The following is a 19211-nucleotide window of genomic DNA, read 5'->3' as shown; positions in this document are numbered from 1 at the left end:
TGGCGCTTGCTGGCGCCAGACTCACCGAAATGATGCCGGACTAGGCGCCCTTGGCCTGCCTTCAACACTTCCAGTGGACCCGATGCACAAGAAACCTACGCTGCCGGTCAAGACATGCGCCTCATGCGGATTGCTCTTCACTTGGCGAAAGAAATGGGCGCGCTGCTGGGACGAGGTCCGCTATTGCTCCGAGCGGTGCAGGCGGGCGGGCCGGCGCAACACCTGAGGTCGGATGCTGCACCTCGATGCGCTAACTTTTCGCGGTATCACTGCGACGCCGTCAGTCTAAAACAACGTGTGGCAGGAAGCGGCTGGTGTCCTTCGTAATGAGACTTGTATCTTCTCGAATACCCATGCCGGATGCCGTGTCGCCGACGACCCAGGAGCCTATCAGGGTGTAGCTCGCGCCGAACTTGGGCAGGGGGGCGAACTCCTGGAGTATGAACGGTGCGTCGGTATAGGGGCCGTCTTCAGAAAACACTTCGCCGTGGTCCGTCTGAATTTCGATATTGGCACCCTCACGCGAAAAGAAGGGTTTGCGTACCCAGCCTTTCCCTACTGGTAAATGCGGTGCCGAGTCAACGTGGCTTGCCAGCAGGTTAGGGTGGCCCTCGTTGAATTTCCAGAGTAGCGGTAGGATGCCTTTGTTGCTGATGATGGACTTCCATGCCGGCTCGACAAACTGTGTGTCACACGCAGGAATGGCTTCACCAAATGGCTCACGGAAGATGTGTTCCCATGCATGCAGTTTGAACAGTCGCGGTATCCAGTTGCCCTGCATGTCGACGAATCGGCCTTCGCCATTCAGCCCAATGTCCTCAAGGTCGATGTGTCGCGCATCCAAACCTGCGAGCCCAGCCATGCGGCCAAGAAAATCAGTGGTGCCTCTATCTTCTACCGAGCCGGAGATTGCCGAGAAATAGAAAGGTAGGTCCTTCGGAAAGGTCGCGAAAGCGCGGATAAGGTCTTCGGCCAGGGTGTTGAATTGATCAGCCTGTGCAGGTAGTGCCCCCCTCTTGATCTGGTCTTCCAGCCAAAGCAACTGCACGGATGCGCATTCAAGCATCGAGGTTGGGGTATCGAAGTTCAGTTCAAGCAGTTTCGCCGGGCCTGCGCCGTCATAGCTGAAGTCCATCCGTCCGTACAGGTGTGGATGACCTTCCTTCCAGGATGTTCGGACCAGATCGAAGAACTGCGGCGGTATCGCCAGGTTATTCAGCAGTTCCTCGCTATCGACGACACGCTCAACCACGTCGAGGCACATCTGGTGCAGCTCCGCTGTGGGCTGCTCGATGTCCCGAGTGACCTGGTCGCGGGTGAACAGGTAGTAGCCGCCCTCATCCCAATAGCGCTCGCCATCGATGGTATGGAAGGCAAAGCCTTCCTGCTCGACCTGCGTACGCCAGTCTGGGCGCTCCTCGATGCTGATCTTCTTCATGAGTTACTTCATCCGCCGAAGCTGAACCCGCCGCTGCTCCGTCCGCCCCATCCGCTGCGAGCGCTCGCCTGCGAACCGAATCCACCCCGTGAGATCGTCGAGCCTACGGCTGAACGATCACTGCCGTTGCTGCGGAGGCTGCGGCCCAATGTTTGCCGCGTATAAGCAGAGGTCGAACTATTGCGGGCCTGATGAGAGTTACTAAAGGTTTTTCCTGATTCCATTTGGCGCGAGAGGGTCGACGTCCCGTAATTACCGCGGCCGTCTCGTGTTTGATAGATAGGCTGCGAGTAGTACTGACCCCCGCGATTACTGAGCAGATTGCCGATCAGAAGCCCGGTGAGCAAGCCGTTGGTAACGCCGTACCCGCCACTTTGGGCACCCTGCTGTTGCGCGTGGTCGTAGTCTGCCCGGTTCACCTGGCCCGTCGCGGTCAGTTCAAACCCGCCGAGGCGAGGCATGAAGTTTCCATCAGAGGTTGCCTGGCAGTAATCGGGTACGAAGTCGGCGTCGCATGCCGCCTGGGTGTCATACACCGGCGCAATACGGCGATGGTCCGCCAATGCGTTCATATAGGCGTCTGAACAAATGTCCACTGGGAATTTGGTATCCACACATTCCTGGACAGTCTTGAAGTTTTTGGTCGCGGTGACCTCTACCGAGTCTTGCTGGTTGCAGCCGGCAAGGGCGAGTGGAAGCGCGCCTGCGAGCACCAGTGTTGCGGAATTGCGAGTTCTCATCGTAGTCCTCTCCCTTGGGCCGACTCAGGCTGACGGAGTCATGCAGGCCGAGTTGAGGAAGCCGATGCTGATAGCCACCGAAGCGGAGTAGATCGCAGCGGCATGCTCACCGCGCGATATACGGCCCGAAAGATCTTTGACGACAACGCTGGTACCCAGGAAAGCCAAGAGCTGTACCACGGCCGCAATCAGTACCCAGACGACGAAGTCCAGTACGCTGATGCTGTAGGAGATGATATTGCTCGCGGGTAGTGCGAAGCCCACCAGTGACCCACCGAGTGCGACAGCCGCCGCACTGTTACCTTCGCGAATCAAGGCGAATTCGCGGTGTGGGGTGAGTCGCGTGTAGATGAACTGAAAAAGGGCGAATAGCGCAACCGCTACTAGGATGTAGACGATAAAGCCGAATACGGCCGTCAGGTTGAGTGACATGCGTAGTGCGTCGAGCATTGGAACGTCCTGTATCAGAGAATTTGAAAATCGGTGATTTGCAGCGTCACGCCAACGGCGGTCGTCAGCGCGATCGAGCCTTCTTCGTCTTCCTCGACGGAGAAGAGCAGTAACTCGCGGCGGTTGAGTAGGCCAATCTCGCGCGCGTACAGCATGCTCTGATGCTGAACAGCGTATTGCGCCTCAGGGCTCACGACGCTCTCGTACAGTGGTACCAGTTCTGTTTGGCCGTCTTCAGTACCCCATTGGCGGCCATACTCCTCGCCTTCAAGGTTATAAACCTGCATGCCGATGCGTGAGTTCGGGCCGGCCAGCCGTAGCAGTTCGTCTTTGCTGTTTATTGGGGTCGACTGGTAGTAGCCAAATAGCGTAATGGCCTCGATATCGCTGTCCCTGGGCCCGTTCATGAGGACCTGAAGGAAGTAGTCTTCGTTATCGAAGTAGTAGCGCTTGATTGTTGCGGATGGGCTGAGCTCGATGGTTCCGACCGCCCAGATCGCTTCGTCTCCGGGTAGGACAACGTGACTGTGGCCTTCCAGAAGGGTGCTCAACGATGCGTCCAGGCACACCATCCTGCCGGATGCCAAGCCCAGTGGCTCGTCCGGCAGGGCGGTGGGGGCCGTGCTACGAGGGGGCAGAGGCGCTTCGAGCCCGAGCCAACGTTTGAGCTTACTCATAACGCGTTTCCTTGAAGTCGATTATTGGCGATGTAAAAAATCTCGCCTCCGTAAACTGGCATATGGTTTACAGGATTGATTACGAACTGCGCGGCGCCTTTTGCCCGATAACCGATAAGGATCGCGTCGTGCTCTTGACGTAGCTTGATGTAAAGATCCGCGCAGGTCGTCTGCACGCTATCCTGAAGTACATGCCGGTATTGAGTTGCCCCCTGCCCGACACATAGCAATTCGTTCACTACTGCGCTTGAGCCCGGATCCTGCGAGGCTCTTACCAGCATTTCGATAGCCATGTTGGAGGTGCACTCAAGCTCTGGTGCGTATTGTCGGGCTAACGCAGCTCGGCTTGAATCGTTGAAATGAGCCACCACATGGCCCTTTGTGCCGAGTGTTTTGAGGGTGAGGACAATCGCCAGCGTGAGACTGTCTGACTTGGTGTGTACAAGGATCCGCTCGGCCCCTTGAGAGCCGGCCCGACGTAGCAGTGCCGGAGAGTCCAGCGTCTCGCCGCGGACAAACGAGGCTTTACCTGGTAATGGATTTTCCTCAATCAGCGTGTCGCAGATGACGAGATTGTCGTTTCGTGTGGAGGCGTCCTGATAAAGCAATTCGACGATTCGTTCGCTCGTTTCACCGTCCCAACCGACCAGTACCGTGTGCCCGTTAAGCCGACTGTAATCGCCTTGTCCTTTCATTTTCCTTCTCCACAGTTCGCCCACAGATGTCGAAGCCTTTCCAATAACCGCTGTTAGCAATGCGATCCCGCCCAGCATGACCCACAGCGTTGTGATCAGCTTGCCCTGCGGTGTTTGCGGGGACAAATCGCCATAGCCGACCGTGGTGGCAGTGGTGAGATAGAAATAGAGAAAGTCCAAGCCATGGGTAAGCTCGACTTCACCTGCCCACCGCAGAAGAATGAGGGCAACGGCGCTATGAAGCACAAGCAAGAAGCCGAGTCCAATCCAGCCAAAGCGCTGAAACAGGCTGGATGTGTGATACCGCAACAACAGAAACAACGTCATTTGTCCCGCTCCAGCGGACTTTAGAAATGCGACTCAAAATAGGGGCTGGCCAAATAGCTACTCGCGGGTCCGAAGCAGGCTATTGGAGTGCATCAACCAACCGACTAGTACCCCGGCAACAGCACCACCCATATGTGATTCCACCGAAATCCCGGGTGACGGCAGCAGCCCGAATACAAGGCTGCTATAGGCAACAGCGACAGCCAGTCCAATCAGAAGGCTTAGTGCGCCGCGGTGATACCAGGCCTTCGCTAATAGATATGTCCAGAGGCCAAAAACCAAACCGCTCGCGCCAACGTGAATGCTGGGCCTGCCCAGCAGCCAAACCAACAGCCCACACAATCCTGTCACTAGTATGCAAACACGCAAATAACGGCTCGTTCCTTCAACGCAGACGAGGGCACTTAGCGTGATGAAAGGCACAAGGTTGCTGAGCAGGTGTCCCAACGACGCATGTATGAATGGCGCGAACAGTACGCCTTGCAGGCCCCGCAATGTCCGCGGAACAATGCCGTGATTCAGGATCCCATCCGCGCCCGCGATTATCATCGCGTAGACAGCGACCATTATGGCGGCCATGACAACGATGCTTTGAATCCGGGATCGGAGGCGTAACAAGGCGCTGCACTCAGCCAAATTGAACAAGCAGGGCGAGAACGGTCGCCCTGCGGGAACTCATTGAGTCTGTTTGGCTTTCAAGCGTGCAAGCACATCGGCGCCATTGCTGTTGGTCGCGCCTATGCCAGCTTCTTGCAAGCGACGCTCCAGGTCACCACCGTTCGACGCCGCCTGCAACTCTTCGGCGGCCTCCATGCGGGCATCCTGTTCATCCTGGCGCTGGCGGAGACGGGAGAGGCTGTCCAGGGCGGACTCAACCTTTCCATTCGCACCGCCGGTCGCACTGGCAGTGGCCAGACGGGCTTTCTGTACGACGTCGCGAGCCTTCGCCATCTCGATCTGCTGTTTCAGGCCTTTGAGTTGCGCCTCGGCCTTAGTGACCTGAGCGTGAAGAGCGTTGGCGTGCTGGTTGAATGCCGCAGCCTGGGCCTGTTCAGAATCCCGTTGGCTCTCGAGCTCGGCGATCTTGTTGGCGCATTCGAGCGCCAGGCTCTCTTCACCCTTGCTTAACGCCGCTGTTGCCTTTCCTTCCCAGTTGGCAATGTCGTTCTGCAATCCTTCCAGCCGCTGGAGAGAGACTTTCTGCTTCCCTTTGATATCGATAAGGCCGTTACGTGCAGCCAGGAGGGCCTTGTCTGCGTCCCGCATCTCTTGCTCCAGGATACGGATAGCGTTGGCGTCGACAATGGCTTCGCCCGCTTCCGAGGCGCCGCCGCGGATTGCGGTGATGATTTTCTTCAAAATGCTCATGGATTCGTTCCTTGCAGCTTTCACGCGTTGAAGTGGTCTTCGAACGCTTCAGCAGCGCGAAGGACATTTTCCGAAAGGGTCTCAATCTCCTGAACGATCGCGGCAAGCGGTGAGATTGAGCTAAGCGCACCAAACATCGAATAGACCTCTTCCCCGCCGATTGTCTCGATACCAACAGACGACAAAGGGAATAGGTCACGGGTGCGCAGAACCATCGCATTGAACTCGTGGACGTTCTTCACCGTGCTGCAGGGCACCAATGAGGCATCGACCATGACCTGATCGCCATGTACGGCAATATAAACAGGTAGGTCACCATAGTCAGACATGGTGACCCGCAGGCTGGCCGCGTCGCCGAGTGTCAGTTCAAGCCGGGCTTTGCCGCTGGCTACAAGCTCATGCTTGGAGAGTGCCCTGTGCAGCGTTTCGAGTGTCCACGGGCTGCTATCTGACATGTGATTCTCCTATTGGATTCGGTTGCCCTGATTGGACATTGACCATGCTGAAGCGGTGCGCGGCCAGACATGATGGCGGAGCCGTATAGCTATATGCCATCCCAAACGTTACGAACTTGCGATACGGATCTCATGCGTTGAGGGTGCTGTTTGCAGATTTCACTACGAGGCCGGTAGTGTCTGCCCATTGCCTGGATGTGCAGAGCAGGGCATGCGCCTCCTTCCAATCGAGATCGCTATCTCGAGCATCGTCTGAACGAGCCCACCTGGATACCCAGCTTTCATATTTGCGGTCCCCCTGGCGTGCCATAGCGCTCTGCCTGGTTGGAAAAAACATTCTGTATTAAGGCGCTTCTGCTCCTGCATGCACAGCATGTGACACGCCGGGCCTGGGCGAGTGCCAGCCGAATAGGTCCCTGGTCTGTGAGCGCGGTATGCGTACAGCGCAATCGAAGCGTCATCTGGGGGACATCACGGTTTAATGCGGCGGCGCCATCTTGAACTTCGATGACAGCCAATGTTGCGTAAGCTAAACAGATGAATGCCCATCGTCAGGATTATCGCGGACACCCGCGGATCAGGCTGCTTCGCGGAGCAGTGTTTCTAAAGCGTGTTGTCGGCCTCCTTTGCCTGATGGCCCTATTCGTGTCGCAGGGCGCGCACTCGGAGCCCCTGGCCGAAGCGCTCGGCCATGCAATCGGTTCGCTCGGCTGCGTGTCTGTCGAGGACCCAGATGGCCGCAGAACCTGTGGCGCGAGAGCGCTATCTTCTGGACGTGGCTGCTACAGCCTATCAAGCAGCACGCTTCGTCAGCGGTGCCTCGATGAGAGCCTCGTTCCCGAGTCCTCTGTGCAACGGAAGCGAAGAACAAGGCACACGCAGTGGACACCTCCGCGTGTAGATAACCCGATCACCTCCACCATGAACGTGCAGCGCGTGTCCAAGACGCTAGATGTCGATGAGCTACAAGCGATCGAAGGGGCCTTGGGCCTTGGTGACCATTTGCGCGCACACGATTAGTCAGTCGCGTGTAGGCGGTAGTCAGGAAGAGCGGGGCTTCTGTTCACATCACGCCGTCGCGCCCATGTGCGCGACGCTAGAGTCGCGAGCGGCTCAGCTCATAGGCACACATGTTGACCGTCGCGGCCAGGTTCAATGACTCGATGGCGCCACGACCGGGGATTGTAAAAGGCTGTGCGTTGAGCGCGCCCAATTGGTCACGGGGCACACCGCGTGCTTCGTTGCCGAACAGGTAACAATCAAAGGCGCCGAAGCGCGTCGAGTAAAGCGCTTCGCCCTGCATATCCAGGCAGGCGATGCGCGCGAAGCGATCGGCTAAAGACTCAAGCGGTACGTCCAACTCCAGAGGCGCATGGAAGATTGCGCCCATGCTCGCGCGGACGACCTTGGGGTTGTAAGGGTCGACGCTGCCTGGGCTCAACAGGCAGCGAAAGCCGCCGAACCACGCCAGCGTACGCAGGATGGTGCCGAGGTTGCCCGGGTCCTGAATCTCATGCAGGTACACCGCACGCTCCGTACCGGAGGTATCCGCTACCGTGTCTGGCATCGGCACGAGCGCGATGATGCCCTGTGGCGTTTTGGTGTCGGCGATCTGCGCCATCTGGCGATCGCTGATCAAGTGTGTCGTGAATGGACTTTCCCATTTTGCATGGGTATCGGTGACATACAGCTCCGAGCGCCGGAGCTGCGGGTTCTGCTCGGCCGCTTTTTGCAGTTCCAGCACCAGATGCTCGCCCTCCACCAAGAAGTGACCGAACTCGGCTCGGTACTTCTTTTGGTGGAGTTTCTTGATGTCATCGAATTTCATCAGCTGGCGGCCCGGGACGGCTCGACGGCGGCATCCGTTTCAGACAGCAGCGATTTGGCTAACGCCTCGGCCACCTTGATGCCATCCACACCTGCGGAAAGGATCCCGCCGGCATAGCCTGCACCTTCACCGGCCGGATAGAGACCGCGAATATTCAGGCTTTGGTAGGTTTCAGGATGGCGCGTGATACGCACGGGAGAGGAGGTGCGTGTCTCGATACCTGTCAGGATCGCATCGTCGCGGTCGAACCCACGGATCTGCTTACCGAAGGCCGGAAGCGCTTCGCGAATCGCTTCGATCGCGTACTCTGGTAGGGAAGTCGCGAGGTCCCCAAGGCGCACGCCAGGCTTGTAGGAGGGCTCCACTTCGCCGAACTCGCTCGACGGCACGCCGCGGATGAAGTCGCCAACCAGCTGCGCGGGCGCGCAATAATCGCGACCACCCAGCTCATAGGCGCGCGATTCCAGTTGCTCCTGCAGTTCAACGCCGGCCAATACGTCGCCCGGGAAGTCCTGCTCGGGATTGATGCCTACCACGATACCGGAGTTCGCGTTGCGCTCGTTGCGAGAGTACTGGCTCATGCCGTTGGTCACGACGCGGCCCGGCTCGGACGTGGCCGCGACCACCGTGCCACCAGGGCACATGCAGAAGCTGTAGACAGCGCGCCCATTCTTCGCATGGTGAACGAGCTTGTAGTCCGCCGCGCCCAGTTCCGGGTGACCTGCATATTTGCCCAGACGGGCCTGATCGATCATGCCTTGCGGATGCTCGATACGGAAACCAATCGCAAAGGGCTTGGCTTCGATGTGCACCCCCTGGCGATGGAGCATGCGGAAGGTGTCACGCGAGCTGTGGCCCAGCGCGAGCACGACGTGGCGGCTACGGAGCGTTTCGCCATTTGCCAGCACCACGCCTTCGAGCTGACCGTTGTCGATCACAAGGTCCGTCACCTTGCTTTCAAAACGTACTTCACCGCCGAGCGCAATGATCTCTTCCCGCATCGCCGCCACGACACCCGTGAGGCGAAATGTCCCGATATGCGGTTTGCTGACGTACATGATTTCTTCGGGCGCGCCCGCACGAACGAACTCGTGCATGACCTTGCGCGCATAGAACTTCGGGTCCTTGATCTGGCTGTACAGCTTGCCGTCCGAGAACAGGCCGGCGCCGCCTTCACCGAACTGCACATTGGATTCCGGGCTCAGCACTTTCTTTCGCCACAGGGCCCAGGTGTCCTTCGTGCGGCTGCGGACGTTCTTGCCGCGCTCCAACACGATGGGCTTGAACCCCATCTGTGCAAGCAACAAGGCGGCAAACAGGCCGCAGGGGCCAAAGCCAATCACCAAGGGACGCTCTTCGAGGTTCGCCGGTGCCTCGCCCACAGGGTAGTAGCGGGTATCCGGCGCAGGGCGCACATGCAGATCGTTGGCGAAGCGCGCCAGGACCTTGGCTTCGTCGCGTACTTCCAGATCGATGATGTAGATGAACAGGATGACGCTGTTCTTCTTGCGCGCATCGTAGCTGCGCTTGAAGACCGTGAAGTTCAGCAGGTCCGCGTCGCGAATATCTAGGCGCTTGACGATGGCCTGGCGCAGTTCATCGGCAGAATGATCCAGGGGCAGAGAGAGTTCGTTGATGCGAATCATGAGAGCGTCCTGGCCGGTGACTCCGGCAAAGGAAGGGTAGGGAAGGCGGTAGGCGGCGAATTGTACTCGCCGCCAGCGAACCTGTCAGGACACGCCGGAGGCGGCCCGTCGGGGCTGTGGGTGTTAGCTGCCCGTGAACAGGCGATATCAGCTTATAATCGCCGCCAATTCGTACCCCGGAGTGCAAAGTTGCGTTCTGGGCTCACCCGATTTTTGTGGTTGGCTCCAAACATGAAACGATCCAAAAGCAGCCGTCGTTGGCTGGATGAACACGTCAACGACCCGTTCGTCAAACGCGCCCAGAAAGACGGCCTCCGCTCGCGCTCCAGTTACAAGCTGATCGAACTCAACGAGAAGGACAAACTCATCCGTCCGGGCATGCTCGTCATGGACCTTGGTTCCGCGCCGGGCGGCTGGTCGCAGGTTGCGGGCAAGATTGTTGGCGACAAGGGTAGGGTGATCGCCACCGACATCCTGCCAATGGATGGCCTCGATAATGTCGATTTCATCCAGGGCGACTTCACGGACGATGGCGTCTTCCAGCAGCTTCTGAACCAGCTCGATGGCCGGCAACCCGATCTTATCGTGTCCGACATCGCGCCAAACATCAGTGGCGTAGCTGCAGCGGACCAGGCCGCGTCCATGTACCTCGTCGAACTGACGCTCGACATGGTCCGGCGCGTGCTCAAGCCGGGCGGAAACTACGCGGTCAAGGTTTTCCAGGGCGAGGGCTCGGATGAGTTTTTGAAGGACGTGCGCACCTCATTCGAGAAGGTGTTCATTCGCAAACCCGAGGCCTCGCGCCCTCGGTCAAGGGAAGTCTACCTGGTGGGCAAAGGCTTCAAAGGCTGAGTCAGACTTATATCTCCAAAGAAGGGCGATCATTCGATCGCCCTTCTTATTTTCCCATCGCGCAAATGCCGCCCAATTCTTCAGTTCCTCGCAGCTGAAGGCGGGTAGCAAACTGTGACCGGATGTCGACTTGCTATGGGCTGCAAGCCGCTCACGGTTGATTGAGAAATCCTCTCAATCCTTCTTTAGCATCTTGCCTAGCTCGGCGAACGGATTGTGGGTGGCTTTGGCCACGGAAGGTGTTCCCAGCGAGCCTTCCGAAAAATACTGCTGGTCGGTATATCGGCTGTGCTCGTTATCGTGGCAGTAGAGGCACAGCAGCTCCCAGTTCGAGCCATCCTGCGGATTGTTGTCGTGGTTATGGTCCCGGTGATGAACCGTCAGCTCACTGAGCCGCTTGCCTGAAAACTCACGGCCGCACCGCCCGCAGACGTGCGGGTACATTTTGAGCGCCTTCTCCCGATAACCCCGCTCCCGCTCGCGCTGGGTTTCGGCAATGAGGCGATCTAGCTTCGAAGTATCTGTCGGCATGGCGGAGTTAACCTAGTGTCAGGCGGCGTAAGGGAAGACTAGCGCATTCGTTAACGTAGGTGCGTTATATGAACCTTATTGTTTGCGGGATTCTAGCTTGCTGCTCAGATACTTAGTGTCTCGTCAGACAGGAGAGGAACGCTCATATACCGAACCCACCCGATTCGGCCTCGCTCGCGCACGCCCTGATCGACCCAGCCGGCCTTTGTATAGGCGTGAATTGCTGCAAGGTTTTCTTCATCGACAGCCAGCGAAATGCACGTCGAGTCGGGCCAATGCGATCGGACCCATGGGCGGACTTCGCGTAACGCCGCGCTTCCTACTCCCCGGCCCTGGAGCGCCTGCGCGATGCGCAGTGCTGTGATGACGATGCATCCGGGCGCAGCCCAGTTCGGTGCACGTCCGCCACGTTTCAATAAAAATAGCCCCGCAGGCTGCCCAATGAACAGGATCACTAGACACTCGAGCTCGTCACGTTGGCTCTCCTCGTACTGCGCAATAGCAGCCTCTGTGGACCCGGCATACTCCTCCTGCGCGGCAGAAATTGTCAGGGCCCGCACCTTGATCTGTGCGTCGATGGACACCTGCGACCAAGGTAGCAACTCGACCATGATGCTCTCCGTTATTTAATTTAATCAAAGCAGCGACGCTTCTAAGGAGACTCCGCTAGCTACCGTAGTAACCTGCTATAGCTTCTTCGTTACGGTTACCGTATGGCCACTGCATGTATCTTTCTACTGCGATATCGAAGAGCATGAACGTTCAGCCTTCGATATTAATCCGAACGGGGCCACCCTCGGACGGCCCGTCAGGCCCGCTCCGATTAAGCATCGTGGCGCACGAAAGATTCCTGCCGACAGTCAAGCACGTTGGTGAGGGCGCAAAAACTTACCACCTACACCGCTTTGTTGAGCAGGGCTTCGATGACGCCGTGTTCACCGATCGGAAAGGAAGGTTGAGCGAGGGGACTATCTGGAATCTGGTTTTTGGAATGCACGCACAGTCGTCTGGCTAAAAGCAGAAATGCTTGCAGGCACCATGATGGGAATGCACCAACGCCAGCTTAGGTTCGCGGGCATTCCGCAGCGGCACGAAGAAGTAAAAGCACAAAACCTGGCCAAATTTTCCGAAGCCGCGATTATGAATTCGTGGAGACAACGGGAATGCCGGTAACGGCTATCGGACCAAGCTCAGTTCCAGAATCGCTGGCTTTCATGGGGCTGCTTCACAGCGCTTATCAGGCCGAGCCTGCGCTCGCCATGCCCTAAAGCTCTGCTCAGGCATCTGCTGGCTCTACGATAACGCCCCGGTGTCCATAGTTGATCTAGGCCAGGCACGCTCCATCGCCAGTACCGGCAGCTTACGGCCCGAAAGCGGACGTTCGTGAGTGGCCGCTCTCGACCGGCTTCAGCTAATCTCGACTGGCGCATTCGGCAGTTGGAACGGTGACGCCCCCTAGGTATTGGTCGCTCTGTATTTGACAGATAGGTGCTCGCTCAACCATCTCAGATAATCTGCAATAGCTTCCTCATCACGTTTGCAGTACGACCATTTCATGTGCCTTTTGACCGTGATAAACCCAGCTTCGCGTAGGATCGCCAAGTGTCTGCTGACTGTAGGCTGGGCAATGTTGAGTGCGTCTGCTATCAGCGACATGCAAACGCCAAACTCCGTAGGGTCGGCCGACCATTGATGGCCAAACTCCTCCAAGGGCGTAGCAAGCAGCTGAAGGATCTTCAAGCGCTGGTCGCTGGCCATTGCTGTGATTTGTCTTGATCTATTCATGCGTCACATCATATTGTCATTTAGCTAAATGACAATATGTGGGTGATGACATGTTAAATTTGCCGAATGTCACCGTCGTCGAAGGAAGTGCCATCCGTTGGGGAAAACTGGGTCAGGGCCCTTCTCTTGTTGCAATCCATGGAACGCCGTTCTCTTCGCAGGTATGGCGTAGAGTCGTACCGCATCTTGCCGATCGTCGAACGGTTTACTACTTCGATTTGTTAGGTTACGGCCAGTCTGAACAACGTGAAGGGCAAGACGTATCGCTGGGAGTACAGAATAGAGTCCTATACGGCTTGTGCCAGGAATGGGGGTTAAAGCGCCCTGACGTATTGGCCCATGACTTCGGCGGGGCAACGGCGCTGCGAGGCTATTACCTTAACAACCTCGAGTACGCGTCTCTCACCATATTCGATGCGGTTGCGTTGGCGCCCTGGGGCTCGCCACTGGTTCAGCACGTACGGCAGCATGAAGAAGCGTTTGCCGGCATGCCTGACTACATGCACCGTGCACTTTTGAGGGCATATCTGCAAACGGCGGCCCATGCTCAGCTATCTGAGTCGGCGCTCGAAATATATAGCGCACCTTGGCTAGGGCCTATTGGCCAACCTGCGTTCTATCGCCAAATTAGCCAAATGAATCAGTGCTACACAGATGAGATTGAGCCGTTACTTGGTAGCTTGGACTGCCCCGTAAGCGTCCTTTGGGGGCGCCAGGACGACTGGATCCCTTTCGAAAAAGGGAAAGAACTTGCTATGCGCATTTCTGGGGGAAACTGTACGGTAATTGAGAACGCTGGTCATCTTGTCCAGGAGGACTGTCCAGAGGCTATTGTGGCCGCTGTACTCAGGACAATTGGGTGATTAAATTCGACAGTCGTTCGGTGGATGAGGTTTTCATATGCTAGCGCCTCGGTTAACTAATACCGCTGGCACCGTATCGACTCGTTGCCCCCATGCAGAGCGGTACACAAGTCGAAGGCCTGGTTCAGTTTCGAAGACAGCTTAGAAGTTAGATTTGGGTTGGGTTCCTTTACCAATTCGAGAAAATTGATCCTTGCCAACTATCTCGATGAATGCTTGGGTCTCGAGATTCGGGCAACGACGTTTTCGATTTTCCCATAGTCGTTCCCCAGGAGTCTTAGATGCCGGAACTCAACAACCTACTAGCCTTCGCAGTAATTGCGCTGGGAATGGTTCTGACCCCTGGTCCAAACATGATCTATCTGATCTCGCGATCGATCTGCCAAGGCAGGCGTGCAGGTCTGATATCGCTTGGAGGCGTTGCGTTGGGCTTTGTGTTCTACATGCTGTGCGCAGTAATGGGGATTACCGCTCTGGTGCTCGCTATACCCTTTGCCTATGACGCTGTTCGCTTCGTCGGCGCTTGCTATTTGCTGTGGCTTGCTTGGCAGGCCGTGCGGCCAGGCGGCCGGTCGCCCTTCGAGGTGAGAACACTCACGAAGGACGAGCCACGAAAGCTGTTTTTGATGGGTTTTATAACCAATCTGCTAAATCCAAAGATTGCCATTATGTACCTGTCCTTGTTGCCGCAATTCATAGATACATCCAATGGAGATATATTGGCTCAATCGTTAACGCTAGGAGCCGCCCAGATCGTTATCAGTGTGATTGTAAATGCCTTGATTGTGGTGTCAGCATCGTCGATTGCATTCCTTCTCACCCGGCGCCCTTGCTTCGCAGTGATTCAGCGCTGGGTGATGGGAACGGTGCTTGCCGGTCTTGCCGCAAACATGGCAACCGAAGCAAGGCGATAGGGGAGAACCATATTGATAAGCTGGGCAGGGCTTTCGTTAGGCAAGCACTGGGACATAGTCCCTTGCGTAAAAAGTTATGATATTTCCGTACCGTTACCTTAATGTGGCGGGCACGAGATTTCAGCAATAGCCGATGTTTTCCGGCTGCTGGTCGCTGCTTTCGTCTATATCTGCCATGGTAAATGGTGTGCTGTTGCTAGGGCGACTGTTTCACATTTTTATTAGCAGCTACTGATCTATCTTCAATAGGGCGCCACGATTAATCAACGGCAGGATCACATCGCGTGTTAGTGGCGCTAACTCTATATCGCAAAATTCCAATAAGGAGATCCATAGAGCCTCATCGATCTCAGCGGCTGGAATAACGATATCTTCCGACTTCAATGCTACCTGATACAGCTCGCAATCGACGCTGAAACCTGGCTCATTGGCGGCAGGCGCTCGATAGTTGCCGATAAACAACACGGCATTCGGATCGATGACTAGACCTAGCTCTTCGCGTAGCTCACGCACGAGAGCGTCCATCGGTTCCTCGCTGCTATCTATCTTTCCACCGGGCTGCATGAAAGCTGAAGTACCACGCTTACGTACGACTAGCATCTGCCCTTGGTCATTGATGATGACCGCTGCTGCGATACGAATGATCTGTGTCACTTTACAAGTTCCAGCGTACTAAGAAGGTGCGTTAGCTTGCAGCGAAGCGGCTTCGAAGGCAATTGAAGTGACAACGGGTACCGCTGCGCAGCACCTGATAGGCAGTAACGGCTTCTGGCCGGAAGTAGCCGGTCTCGGATGGCTGCTATCGGCAGATATTGGATTCTGCCGCCCACGGCTTAGCTTAGTCACCGGCAGGATGTACTTCGTCGCCCCGTTTCCTTTCCAATTCACTCGGTAAACGCCTCTCGCTTCGCTCTCGAGACGAGTAGCTTTTGCGTCGCGCACCAAAGCAATAGCGCTAGCAAGCTGACCGCGGCGCCCAGTATACAAACGCCCTCCCAACCGGCATGGGCGTAGGTAACGGTTGTGCTGATTGCCCCCAGCCCGCTGCCTACTGCATAGAACAACATGTACAGACCAACGAGCCGGCTGCTGGCCTCGGAGCGAATGCGAAGTATCAGGCTTTGGTTGGTAACGTGCAGCGCCTGACCGCCCAGATCGAGCAGCACAATCCCTATCAATAACGGCCAAATTGACCATTCCAGCAATGATAGAGGCCACCAAGCCAGTAACAGCAGCACAAGCGCTCCGGCGCTCCGGCGCTCGTACGCTCCGCATAGGCGCGCCTCGCCCGATATCCAGCGCGCATAGCGACCAATGCGCCGACTACACCCACCAATCCAAAAGATGGTTTTATTTGAAAACCAATTGAAGGCTAGGATCGCTGGTTTTAAATGCAATCAGAATCTTGGAGGGCTCATGGCACGTAACCCATCCGTCAAAGACGAACCGTGTCCCGTGTCCCGTTGCCCGCGCAGTCAATCTGGTTGGTGACCGCTGGTCTCTGCTGATCGTGTGAGAGGCGTTCGATGGCATGCGACGTTTCAGCGACTTCCAACGTAGCCTGGGCATGGCACGCAATATTCTGTCCGACCATTTACGCAAATTCGTCGATTCGGGTTTTTTTCAAACACGCGACGCTTCCGATGGCTCCGCATATCAGGAGTACACGCTGACGCCGCAGGGCGAGACTCTGTTTCCGGTCGTCGTAGCCCTGCGCCAGTAGGGAGAGCAGCATCTTTTCAAGCGCGGGTAACAACTTTGAACTGATCGATAGGCGCACTGACATGCCGATACCTCTGATGACGTCGGTGGCCAAGGATGGCTCTACATTGAAACCGGACATGACTGTCGTGCGGAAGGTCACATAAGGTCTGTCCGGCTTGCCCCAATCGGCATGAGGGCTTCGTTGCGTTCCGTTTAGTAATTACCGCAGCAACTGAAAACATATGGGAACTACATGCGTCTATCGCTGCACCGGAGGAAAGCCGTGCGTTCTGGCTGTCCATATCACGACCAGAGCGGCTGCTAACAAAGTCAGGAGTGCAGGCGTGAACGCAGCGACACCAAAGCGATCCAGCAGGACTCCCCCTAAGATTCCGCCTCCCGCGATCGCTACGTTCCAAGCAGTTACGAGCATTGACTGCGCGATGTCGGCGGCTTCGCCTGCGGTCTTGGCTATCGCGGTTTGAAACAGCGTTGCTGCGCCGCCGAACGCGAGCCCCCAGGCAGCAATGGCTGCATAAACAACTATTGGTGTATCAGCCGCTACTCCTAGCGCCAATGCCGCTAGGCCGAACAGAGCTGTGCTGGTAAGCGACAGAGAACGTAGGTGACAGTCAATCAATACACCGACGATCCAGATGCCGAGCAGGGACGAGGCCCCGAATGTCAGCAAAACCAGGTCTGTTCGCTCGGCCATGCTTGCCATCGCCAGGAACGGGGCGATGTAGGTGTACAGGATGTTATGCGCTAATACGAATGCAAGCACCACTAGCAGGATCGGACGAACACCGCCCATCGTGAAGACAGAGCCCAATGACAGCCGCTTGCCGGTTGGCTGCCCCTCAAAATCTGGAACCTTGATACACACCCATACTGTCAGTACCACTGCTAGGCCACTCATGATCCCGAATACCGTCCGCCAGCCCACAAGGTCGCCAAGCAATGTTCCAGCTGGCACGCCCAGCGACAATGCCAACGGCGTACCGACCATAGCGATAGCAATTGCGCGGCCCCTCTGATGTTCCGCCACCATACGCGCCGCATAGCCGGCAAGAAGCGCCCAGAGTAGTCCGGCAGAAACGCCTGCCAGGAAACGGGCACTCATGGTCACTACATAGCTACCGGAGAACGTGGTTACGGTATTGGCAACTACAAACCCGGCAATCGCCATCAGCAACAGCGGGCGCCGGCGTATCCGCTGAGTTGCAGCAGTCAGTGGGATTGCCGCCGCCAATGAGCCGATCGCATAGATGGTGACCAACTGGCCGGCAAACGCCTCGGAAACCCTTAGGCCTGCGCTGATCTGGGGCAATAAGCCCGCCGGCAGTGCTTCCGTTAGGATTGTTACGAAGCCAGCTAGCGCCAAAGCTAGTAGTGATGCGATAGGAAGGGATTCGCCTTGCGCACCGGCGCGGGGGGTATTCGCTAGATTTGCCATAGCCTGCCTATTGGATGCCGAGGCGCGAAATGCGCCAATCCGGATGTGATGGGTATGGGCAGGTATCTTGAAGACACTTCGATATAAGATAATCAGGCTAATGTTCCGAAGATATCGGACTTATTTTCTTAAGGCAGGGCTGCGATGGAGTCGCTTAACGGCATCCTGTTTTTCGTGCAGGCAGCAGACACACGTAGCTTTTCCGAGGCTGGGCGCGTGCTTGGCATGTCATCCTCTGCGGTAGGAAAAAGCGTATCCAGGCTGGAGGAGCGACTGGGTGTGCGCTTGTTTCACCGAAGTACACGGAGCATCACCTTAACTGCGGAGGGAGCGTTGTTCCTGGAACGCTCCCGGCGAATTCTGAGCGAAATTGAGGCGGCTGAGTTGGAGTTGTCTGAGTCACAGCAAGCTCCCAAAGGAAGACTTCGCATCAGCTTACCTTTGGTTGGGACGTTGGTAATGCCTGCACTGACCGCGTTTATGCGCCGCTATCCCGCTATCGAGTTAGATGTCGATTTCACTGACCGGCTGGTCGATGTAATAGAGGACGGCTTTGACGTTGTGATGCGAACCGGCGAACCAGCCGATTCACGCCTCATGTCCCGTCCGCTTGGTCGCTATCGCCTGCAACTCGTTGCTTCACCTGATTACTTGGAAGCTCATGGGACACCCGAGACTCCCGCCGACCTGTCGCACCACGTTTGTTTGCAGCACAAGTTTCCCAGCACCGGAAAGTTCGAAACCTGGCCATTGAGGCGATCCGAGGGCGACCCGGAATTAGCACTTCCCGTTTCAATGGTGTGCAACACAACCGCAGCCCTGATGGATGTGGCTATTGCAGGACTGGGTATCGCCTGCCTCCCAGATTTCATGGTGCGAGAAGCGCTTGTGCGTGGCGAGCTGAATTGCGTGCTCGAAACGCACATTGAGCATGAAGGCACTTTCCGACTGCTCTGGCCATCCAGCAAGTATCTTGCGCCGAAGCTTCGTGTGTTTATCGACTTCATGGTTGATGAGCTATTCCCAAAGCAAGCTGTGGCATTAGGGGCAGCCACGAATTGAATGCGATGGCGGCGCGGGCGACTTACCGAGTGGGAAAAGTACATTCTGCATGATCGCGCTGGAAGCTGCGGTCATCGTCGCGCCGAGCCCTAACCCGAGCACGATCAGCACGGTTATATGGTACGGCCGGGCGGCGTCGTGGATGATTAGTTATGCCGCCATGCCAATTGCCGACATCAGAAGCGCGGTGGTGAGCAGCGTTCGCGCGACGAGTCTGGACAAGGGGTAACCCGCCAATGGGCCCGCGACGAAGGCTGCTAGTGGAAGTGGAAGAATGAACAGGCCTGCCTCCAGAGGGGTGAGTGCTGCGACCAGTTGCAGGCGCTGGGTGAATACGAGCTCCATGCCCATCGGGGAGGCTGCGGCGATCAATGCGGCCACCCGCGGTCGAGAAAGGGCGACAGCGCAAGAGCGCGAAGT

General features: G+C 56.8%; 24 protein-coding genes. 7 read left to right on the top strand and 17 right to left on the bottom strand.

All coding sequences use genetic code 11. The features are described 5' to 3' along the window. The first annotated feature begins 82 nt into the window (after positions 1-82). Positions 83-226: a DUF2256 domain-containing protein gene (locus ACY8D3_RS10990; RefSeq protein WP_462378817.1), complete on the top strand. Its 144-nt coding sequence runs from the start codon at positions 83-85 to the stop codon at positions 224-226. Positions 227-280: 54 nt separating this feature from the next. Here ACY8D3_RS10990 and ACY8D3_RS10985 read toward each other — a convergent pair whose 3' ends face one another. The 10 genes from ACY8D3_RS10985 to ACY8D3_RS10940 all read right to left on the bottom strand — a co-directional run bounded on the left by ACY8D3_RS10985 (position 281) and on the right by ACY8D3_RS10940 (position 9624). Beyond that, complete coding sequence (locus ACY8D3_RS10985) at positions 281-1438, bottom strand: glutathionylspermidine synthase family protein (protein ID WP_462378816.1); 1158 nt, start codon at positions 1436-1438, stop codon at positions 281-283. An 8-nt stretch (positions 1439-1446) separates the two neighbouring features. Further along, positions 1447-2178 carry a DUF1190 domain-containing protein gene (locus ACY8D3_RS10980; RefSeq protein ID WP_462378815.1) on the bottom strand — a complete coding sequence of 244 codons (732 nt, stop codon included), beginning with the start codon at positions 2176-2178 and terminating at the stop codon, positions 1447-1449. Positions 2179-2202: 24 nt separating this feature from the next. Beyond that, complete coding sequence (locus ACY8D3_RS10975) at positions 2203-2628, bottom strand: DUF350 domain-containing protein (protein WP_462378814.1); 426 nt, start codon at positions 2626-2628, stop codon at positions 2203-2205. A gap of 14 nt (positions 2629-2642) precedes the next feature. Next, on the bottom strand, positions 2643-3305 hold the full coding sequence (locus tag ACY8D3_RS10970; RefSeq protein ID WP_462378813.1) for a DUF2491 family protein: 663 nt from the start codon (positions 3303-3305) through the stop codon (positions 2643-2645). Further along, on the bottom strand, positions 3302-4327 hold the full coding sequence (locus ACY8D3_RS10965) for a potassium channel family protein (RefSeq protein WP_462378812.1): 1026 nt from the start codon (positions 4325-4327) through the stop codon (positions 3302-3304). Before ACY8D3_RS10965 ends, ACY8D3_RS10970 begins: the two co-directional genes overlap by 4 nt. A 57-nt stretch (positions 4328-4384) precedes the next feature. Further along, a complete protein-coding gene (locus ACY8D3_RS10960) occupies positions 4385-4906 on the bottom strand; it encodes a rhomboid family intramembrane serine protease (protein ID WP_462378811.1) in 522 nt (173 codons plus the stop codon). A 96-nt stretch (positions 4907-5002) separates the two neighbouring features. Next, positions 5003-5695, bottom strand: a complete 693-nt coding sequence (locus ACY8D3_RS10955; protein ID WP_462378810.1) for a PspA/IM30 family protein — start codon at positions 5693-5695, stop codon at positions 5003-5005. A gap of 20 nt (positions 5696-5715) precedes the next feature. Beyond that, positions 5716-6150 (bottom strand): YjfI family protein, encoded by a 435-nt coding sequence (locus tag ACY8D3_RS10950; RefSeq protein ID WP_462378809.1) that lies wholly within the window; start codon positions 6148-6150, stop codon positions 5716-5718. Between the two features lie 1096 nt (positions 6151-7246). Beyond that, positions 7247-7978, bottom strand: a complete 732-nt coding sequence (locus ACY8D3_RS10945) for a TrmH family RNA methyltransferase (protein ID WP_462378808.1) — start codon at positions 7976-7978, stop codon at positions 7247-7249. Next, the gene (locus ACY8D3_RS10940) at positions 7978-9624 is read right to left on the bottom strand and encodes an NAD(P)/FAD-dependent oxidoreductase (RefSeq protein ID WP_462378807.1); all 1647 of its coding nucleotides are present in this window, start codon (positions 9622-9624) and stop codon (positions 7978-7980) included. Before ACY8D3_RS10940 ends, ACY8D3_RS10945 begins: the two co-directional genes overlap by 1 nt. Before the next feature lie 231 nt (positions 9625-9855). Between ACY8D3_RS10940 and rlmE the strand changes: the two genes are divergently transcribed. Next, positions 9856-10476 carry a 23S rRNA (uridine(2552)-2'-O)-methyltransferase RlmE gene (gene rlmE, locus ACY8D3_RS10935; protein ID WP_462378806.1) on the top strand — a complete coding sequence of 207 codons (621 nt, stop codon included), beginning with the start codon at positions 9856-9858 and terminating at the stop codon, positions 10474-10476. Between the two features lie 174 nt (positions 10477-10650). Here the strand turns inward: rlmE and ACY8D3_RS10930 are convergent, their stop codons facing one another. Both ACY8D3_RS10930 and ACY8D3_RS10925 read right to left on the bottom strand, forming a co-directional pair. Then, the gene (locus ACY8D3_RS10930) at positions 10651-11007 is read right to left on the bottom strand and encodes a YajD family HNH nuclease (protein ID WP_462378805.1); all 357 of its coding nucleotides are present in this window, start codon (positions 11005-11007) and stop codon (positions 10651-10653) included. Between the two features lie 104 nt (positions 11008-11111). Beyond that, entirely contained in the window at positions 11112-11618 is a 507-nt protein-coding gene (locus ACY8D3_RS10925) for a GNAT family N-acetyltransferase (RefSeq protein ID WP_462378804.1), read from the bottom strand. Between the two features lie 113 nt (positions 11619-11731). On the opposite strand from ACY8D3_RS10925, the gene ACY8D3_RS10920 reads away from it, so the two are divergent. Beyond that, positions 11732-12022 carry an aminotransferase class IV gene (locus ACY8D3_RS10920; RefSeq protein WP_462378803.1) on the top strand — a complete coding sequence of 97 codons (291 nt, stop codon included), beginning with the start codon at positions 11732-11734 and terminating at the stop codon, positions 12020-12022. A 440-nt stretch (positions 12023-12462) separates the two neighbouring features. On the opposite strand, the gene ACY8D3_RS10915 is transcribed toward ACY8D3_RS10920, so the two are convergent. Further along, the gene (locus ACY8D3_RS10915; RefSeq protein WP_462384345.1) at positions 12463-12663 is read right to left on the bottom strand and encodes an ArsR/SmtB family transcription factor; all 201 of its coding nucleotides are present in this window, start codon (positions 12661-12663) and stop codon (positions 12463-12465) included. Between the two features lie 179 nt (positions 12664-12842). On the opposite strand from ACY8D3_RS10915, the gene ACY8D3_RS10910 reads away from it, so the two are divergent. Beyond that, on the top strand, positions 12843-13655 hold the full coding sequence (locus ACY8D3_RS10910) for an alpha/beta fold hydrolase (protein WP_462378802.1): 813 nt from the start codon (positions 12843-12845) through the stop codon (positions 13653-13655). A gap of 281 nt (positions 13656-13936) precedes the next feature. Then, the gene (locus tag ACY8D3_RS10905) at positions 13937-14569 is read left to right on the top strand and encodes a LysE family translocator (protein ID WP_462378801.1); all 633 of its coding nucleotides are present in this window, start codon (positions 13937-13939) and stop codon (positions 14567-14569) included. A 228-nt stretch (positions 14570-14797) separates the two neighbouring features. Here ACY8D3_RS10905 and ACY8D3_RS10900 read toward each other — a convergent pair whose 3' ends face one another. Beyond that, positions 14798-15223, bottom strand: a complete 426-nt coding sequence (locus ACY8D3_RS10900; protein WP_462378800.1) for an NUDIX hydrolase — start codon at positions 15221-15223, stop codon at positions 14798-14800. A gap of 230 nt (positions 15224-15453) precedes the next feature. Beyond that, complete coding sequence (locus tag ACY8D3_RS10895) at positions 15454-15807, bottom strand: MFS transporter (RefSeq protein WP_462378799.1); 354 nt, start codon at positions 15805-15807, stop codon at positions 15454-15456. A 293-nt stretch (positions 15808-16100) separates the two neighbouring features. Between ACY8D3_RS10895 and ACY8D3_RS10890 the strand changes: the two genes are divergently transcribed. Then, on the top strand, positions 16101-16292 hold the full coding sequence (locus ACY8D3_RS10890) for a winged helix-turn-helix transcriptional regulator (protein ID WP_462378798.1): 192 nt from the start codon (positions 16101-16103) through the stop codon (positions 16290-16292). A 240-nt stretch (positions 16293-16532) separates the two neighbouring features. On the opposite strand, the gene ACY8D3_RS10885 is transcribed toward ACY8D3_RS10890, so the two are convergent. Then, positions 16533-17729, bottom strand: a complete 1197-nt coding sequence (locus ACY8D3_RS10885; protein ID WP_462378797.1) for an MFS transporter — start codon at positions 17727-17729, stop codon at positions 16533-16535. Between the two features lie 144 nt (positions 17730-17873). Between ACY8D3_RS10885 and ACY8D3_RS10880 the strand changes: the two genes are divergently transcribed. Further along, positions 17874-18791, top strand: a complete 918-nt coding sequence (locus tag ACY8D3_RS10880; RefSeq protein ID WP_462378796.1) for a LysR family transcriptional regulator — start codon at positions 17874-17876, stop codon at positions 18789-18791. 150 nt (positions 18792-18941) lie between these two features. Here the strand turns inward: ACY8D3_RS10880 and ACY8D3_RS10875 are convergent, their stop codons facing one another. Further along, entirely contained in the window at positions 18942-19163 is a 222-nt protein-coding gene (locus ACY8D3_RS10875; RefSeq protein WP_462378795.1) for a hypothetical protein, read from the bottom strand. Positions 19164-19211: the final 48 nt, after the last annotated feature.

It is taken from the genome of Pseudomonas sp. Marseille-QA0892, assembly GCF_054950135.1.
The sequence above is the reverse complement of the archived record's forward strand: the minus strand, read 5'-3'. Positions and strand labels throughout refer to the sequence as shown.

Coding starts and splice junctions, on each gene's coding strand:
- ACY8D3_RS10990 (WP_462378817.1), top strand. CDS start 83: ATGCACAAGAAACCTACGCTGCCGGTCAAGACATGCGCCTCATGCGGA.
- ACY8D3_RS10985 (WP_462378816.1), bottom strand. CDS start 1,438: ATGAAGAAGATCAGCATCGAGGAGCGCCCAGACTGGCGTACGCAGGTC.
- ACY8D3_RS10980 (WP_462378815.1), bottom strand. CDS start 2,178: ATGAGAACTCGCAATTCCGCAACACTGGTGCTCGCAGGCGCGCTTCCA.
- ACY8D3_RS10975 (WP_462378814.1), bottom strand. CDS start 2,628: ATGCTCGACGCACTACGCATGTCACTCAACCTGACGGCCGTATTCGGC.
- ACY8D3_RS10970 (WP_462378813.1), bottom strand. CDS start 3,305: ATGAGTAAGCTCAAACGTTGGCTCGGGCTCGAAGCGCCTCTGCCCCCT.
- ACY8D3_RS10965 (WP_462378812.1), bottom strand. CDS start 4,327: ATGACGTTGTTTCTGTTGTTGCGGTATCACACATCCAGCCTGTTTCAG.
- ACY8D3_RS10960 (WP_462378811.1), bottom strand. CDS start 4,906: ATGGCCGCCATAATGGTCGCTGTCTACGCGATGATAATCGCGGGCGCG.
- ACY8D3_RS10955 (WP_462378810.1), bottom strand. CDS start 5,695: ATGAGCATTTTGAAGAAAATCATCACCGCAATCCGCGGCGGCGCCTCG.
- ACY8D3_RS10950 (WP_462378809.1), bottom strand. CDS start 6,150: ATGTCAGATAGCAGCCCGTGGACACTCGAAACGCTGCACAGGGCACTC.
- ACY8D3_RS10945 (WP_462378808.1), bottom strand. CDS start 7,978: ATGAAATTCGATGACATCAAGAAACTCCACCAAAAGAAGTACCGAGCC.
- ACY8D3_RS10940 (WP_462378807.1), bottom strand. CDS start 9,624: ATGATTCGCATCAACGAACTCTCTCTGCCCCTGGATCATTCTGCCGAT.
- rlmE (WP_462378806.1), top strand. CDS start 9,856: ATGAAACGATCCAAAAGCAGCCGTCGTTGGCTGGATGAACACGTCAAC.
- ACY8D3_RS10930 (WP_462378805.1), bottom strand. CDS start 11,007: ATGCCGACAGATACTTCGAAGCTAGATCGCCTCATTGCCGAAACCCAG.
- ACY8D3_RS10925 (WP_462378804.1), bottom strand. CDS start 11,618: ATGGTCGAGTTGCTACCTTGGTCGCAGGTGTCCATCGACGCACAGATC.
- ACY8D3_RS10920 (WP_462378803.1), top strand. CDS start 11,732: ATGTATCTTTCTACTGCGATATCGAAGAGCATGAACGTTCAGCCTTCG.
- ACY8D3_RS10915 (WP_462384345.1), bottom strand. CDS start 12,663: ATGTCGCTGATAGCAGACGCACTCAACATTGCCCAGCCTACAGTCAGC.
- ACY8D3_RS10910 (WP_462378802.1), top strand. CDS start 12,843: ATGTTAAATTTGCCGAATGTCACCGTCGTCGAAGGAAGTGCCATCCGT.
- ACY8D3_RS10905 (WP_462378801.1), top strand. CDS start 13,937: ATGCCGGAACTCAACAACCTACTAGCCTTCGCAGTAATTGCGCTGGGA.
- ACY8D3_RS10890 (WP_462378798.1), top strand. CDS start 16,101: ATGCGACGTTTCAGCGACTTCCAACGTAGCCTGGGCATGGCACGCAAT.
- ACY8D3_RS10885 (WP_462378797.1), bottom strand. CDS start 17,729: ATGGCAAATCTAGCGAATACCCCCCGCGCCGGTGCGCAAGGCGAATCC.
- ACY8D3_RS10880 (WP_462378796.1), top strand. CDS start 17,874: ATGGAGTCGCTTAACGGCATCCTGTTTTTCGTGCAGGCAGCAGACACA.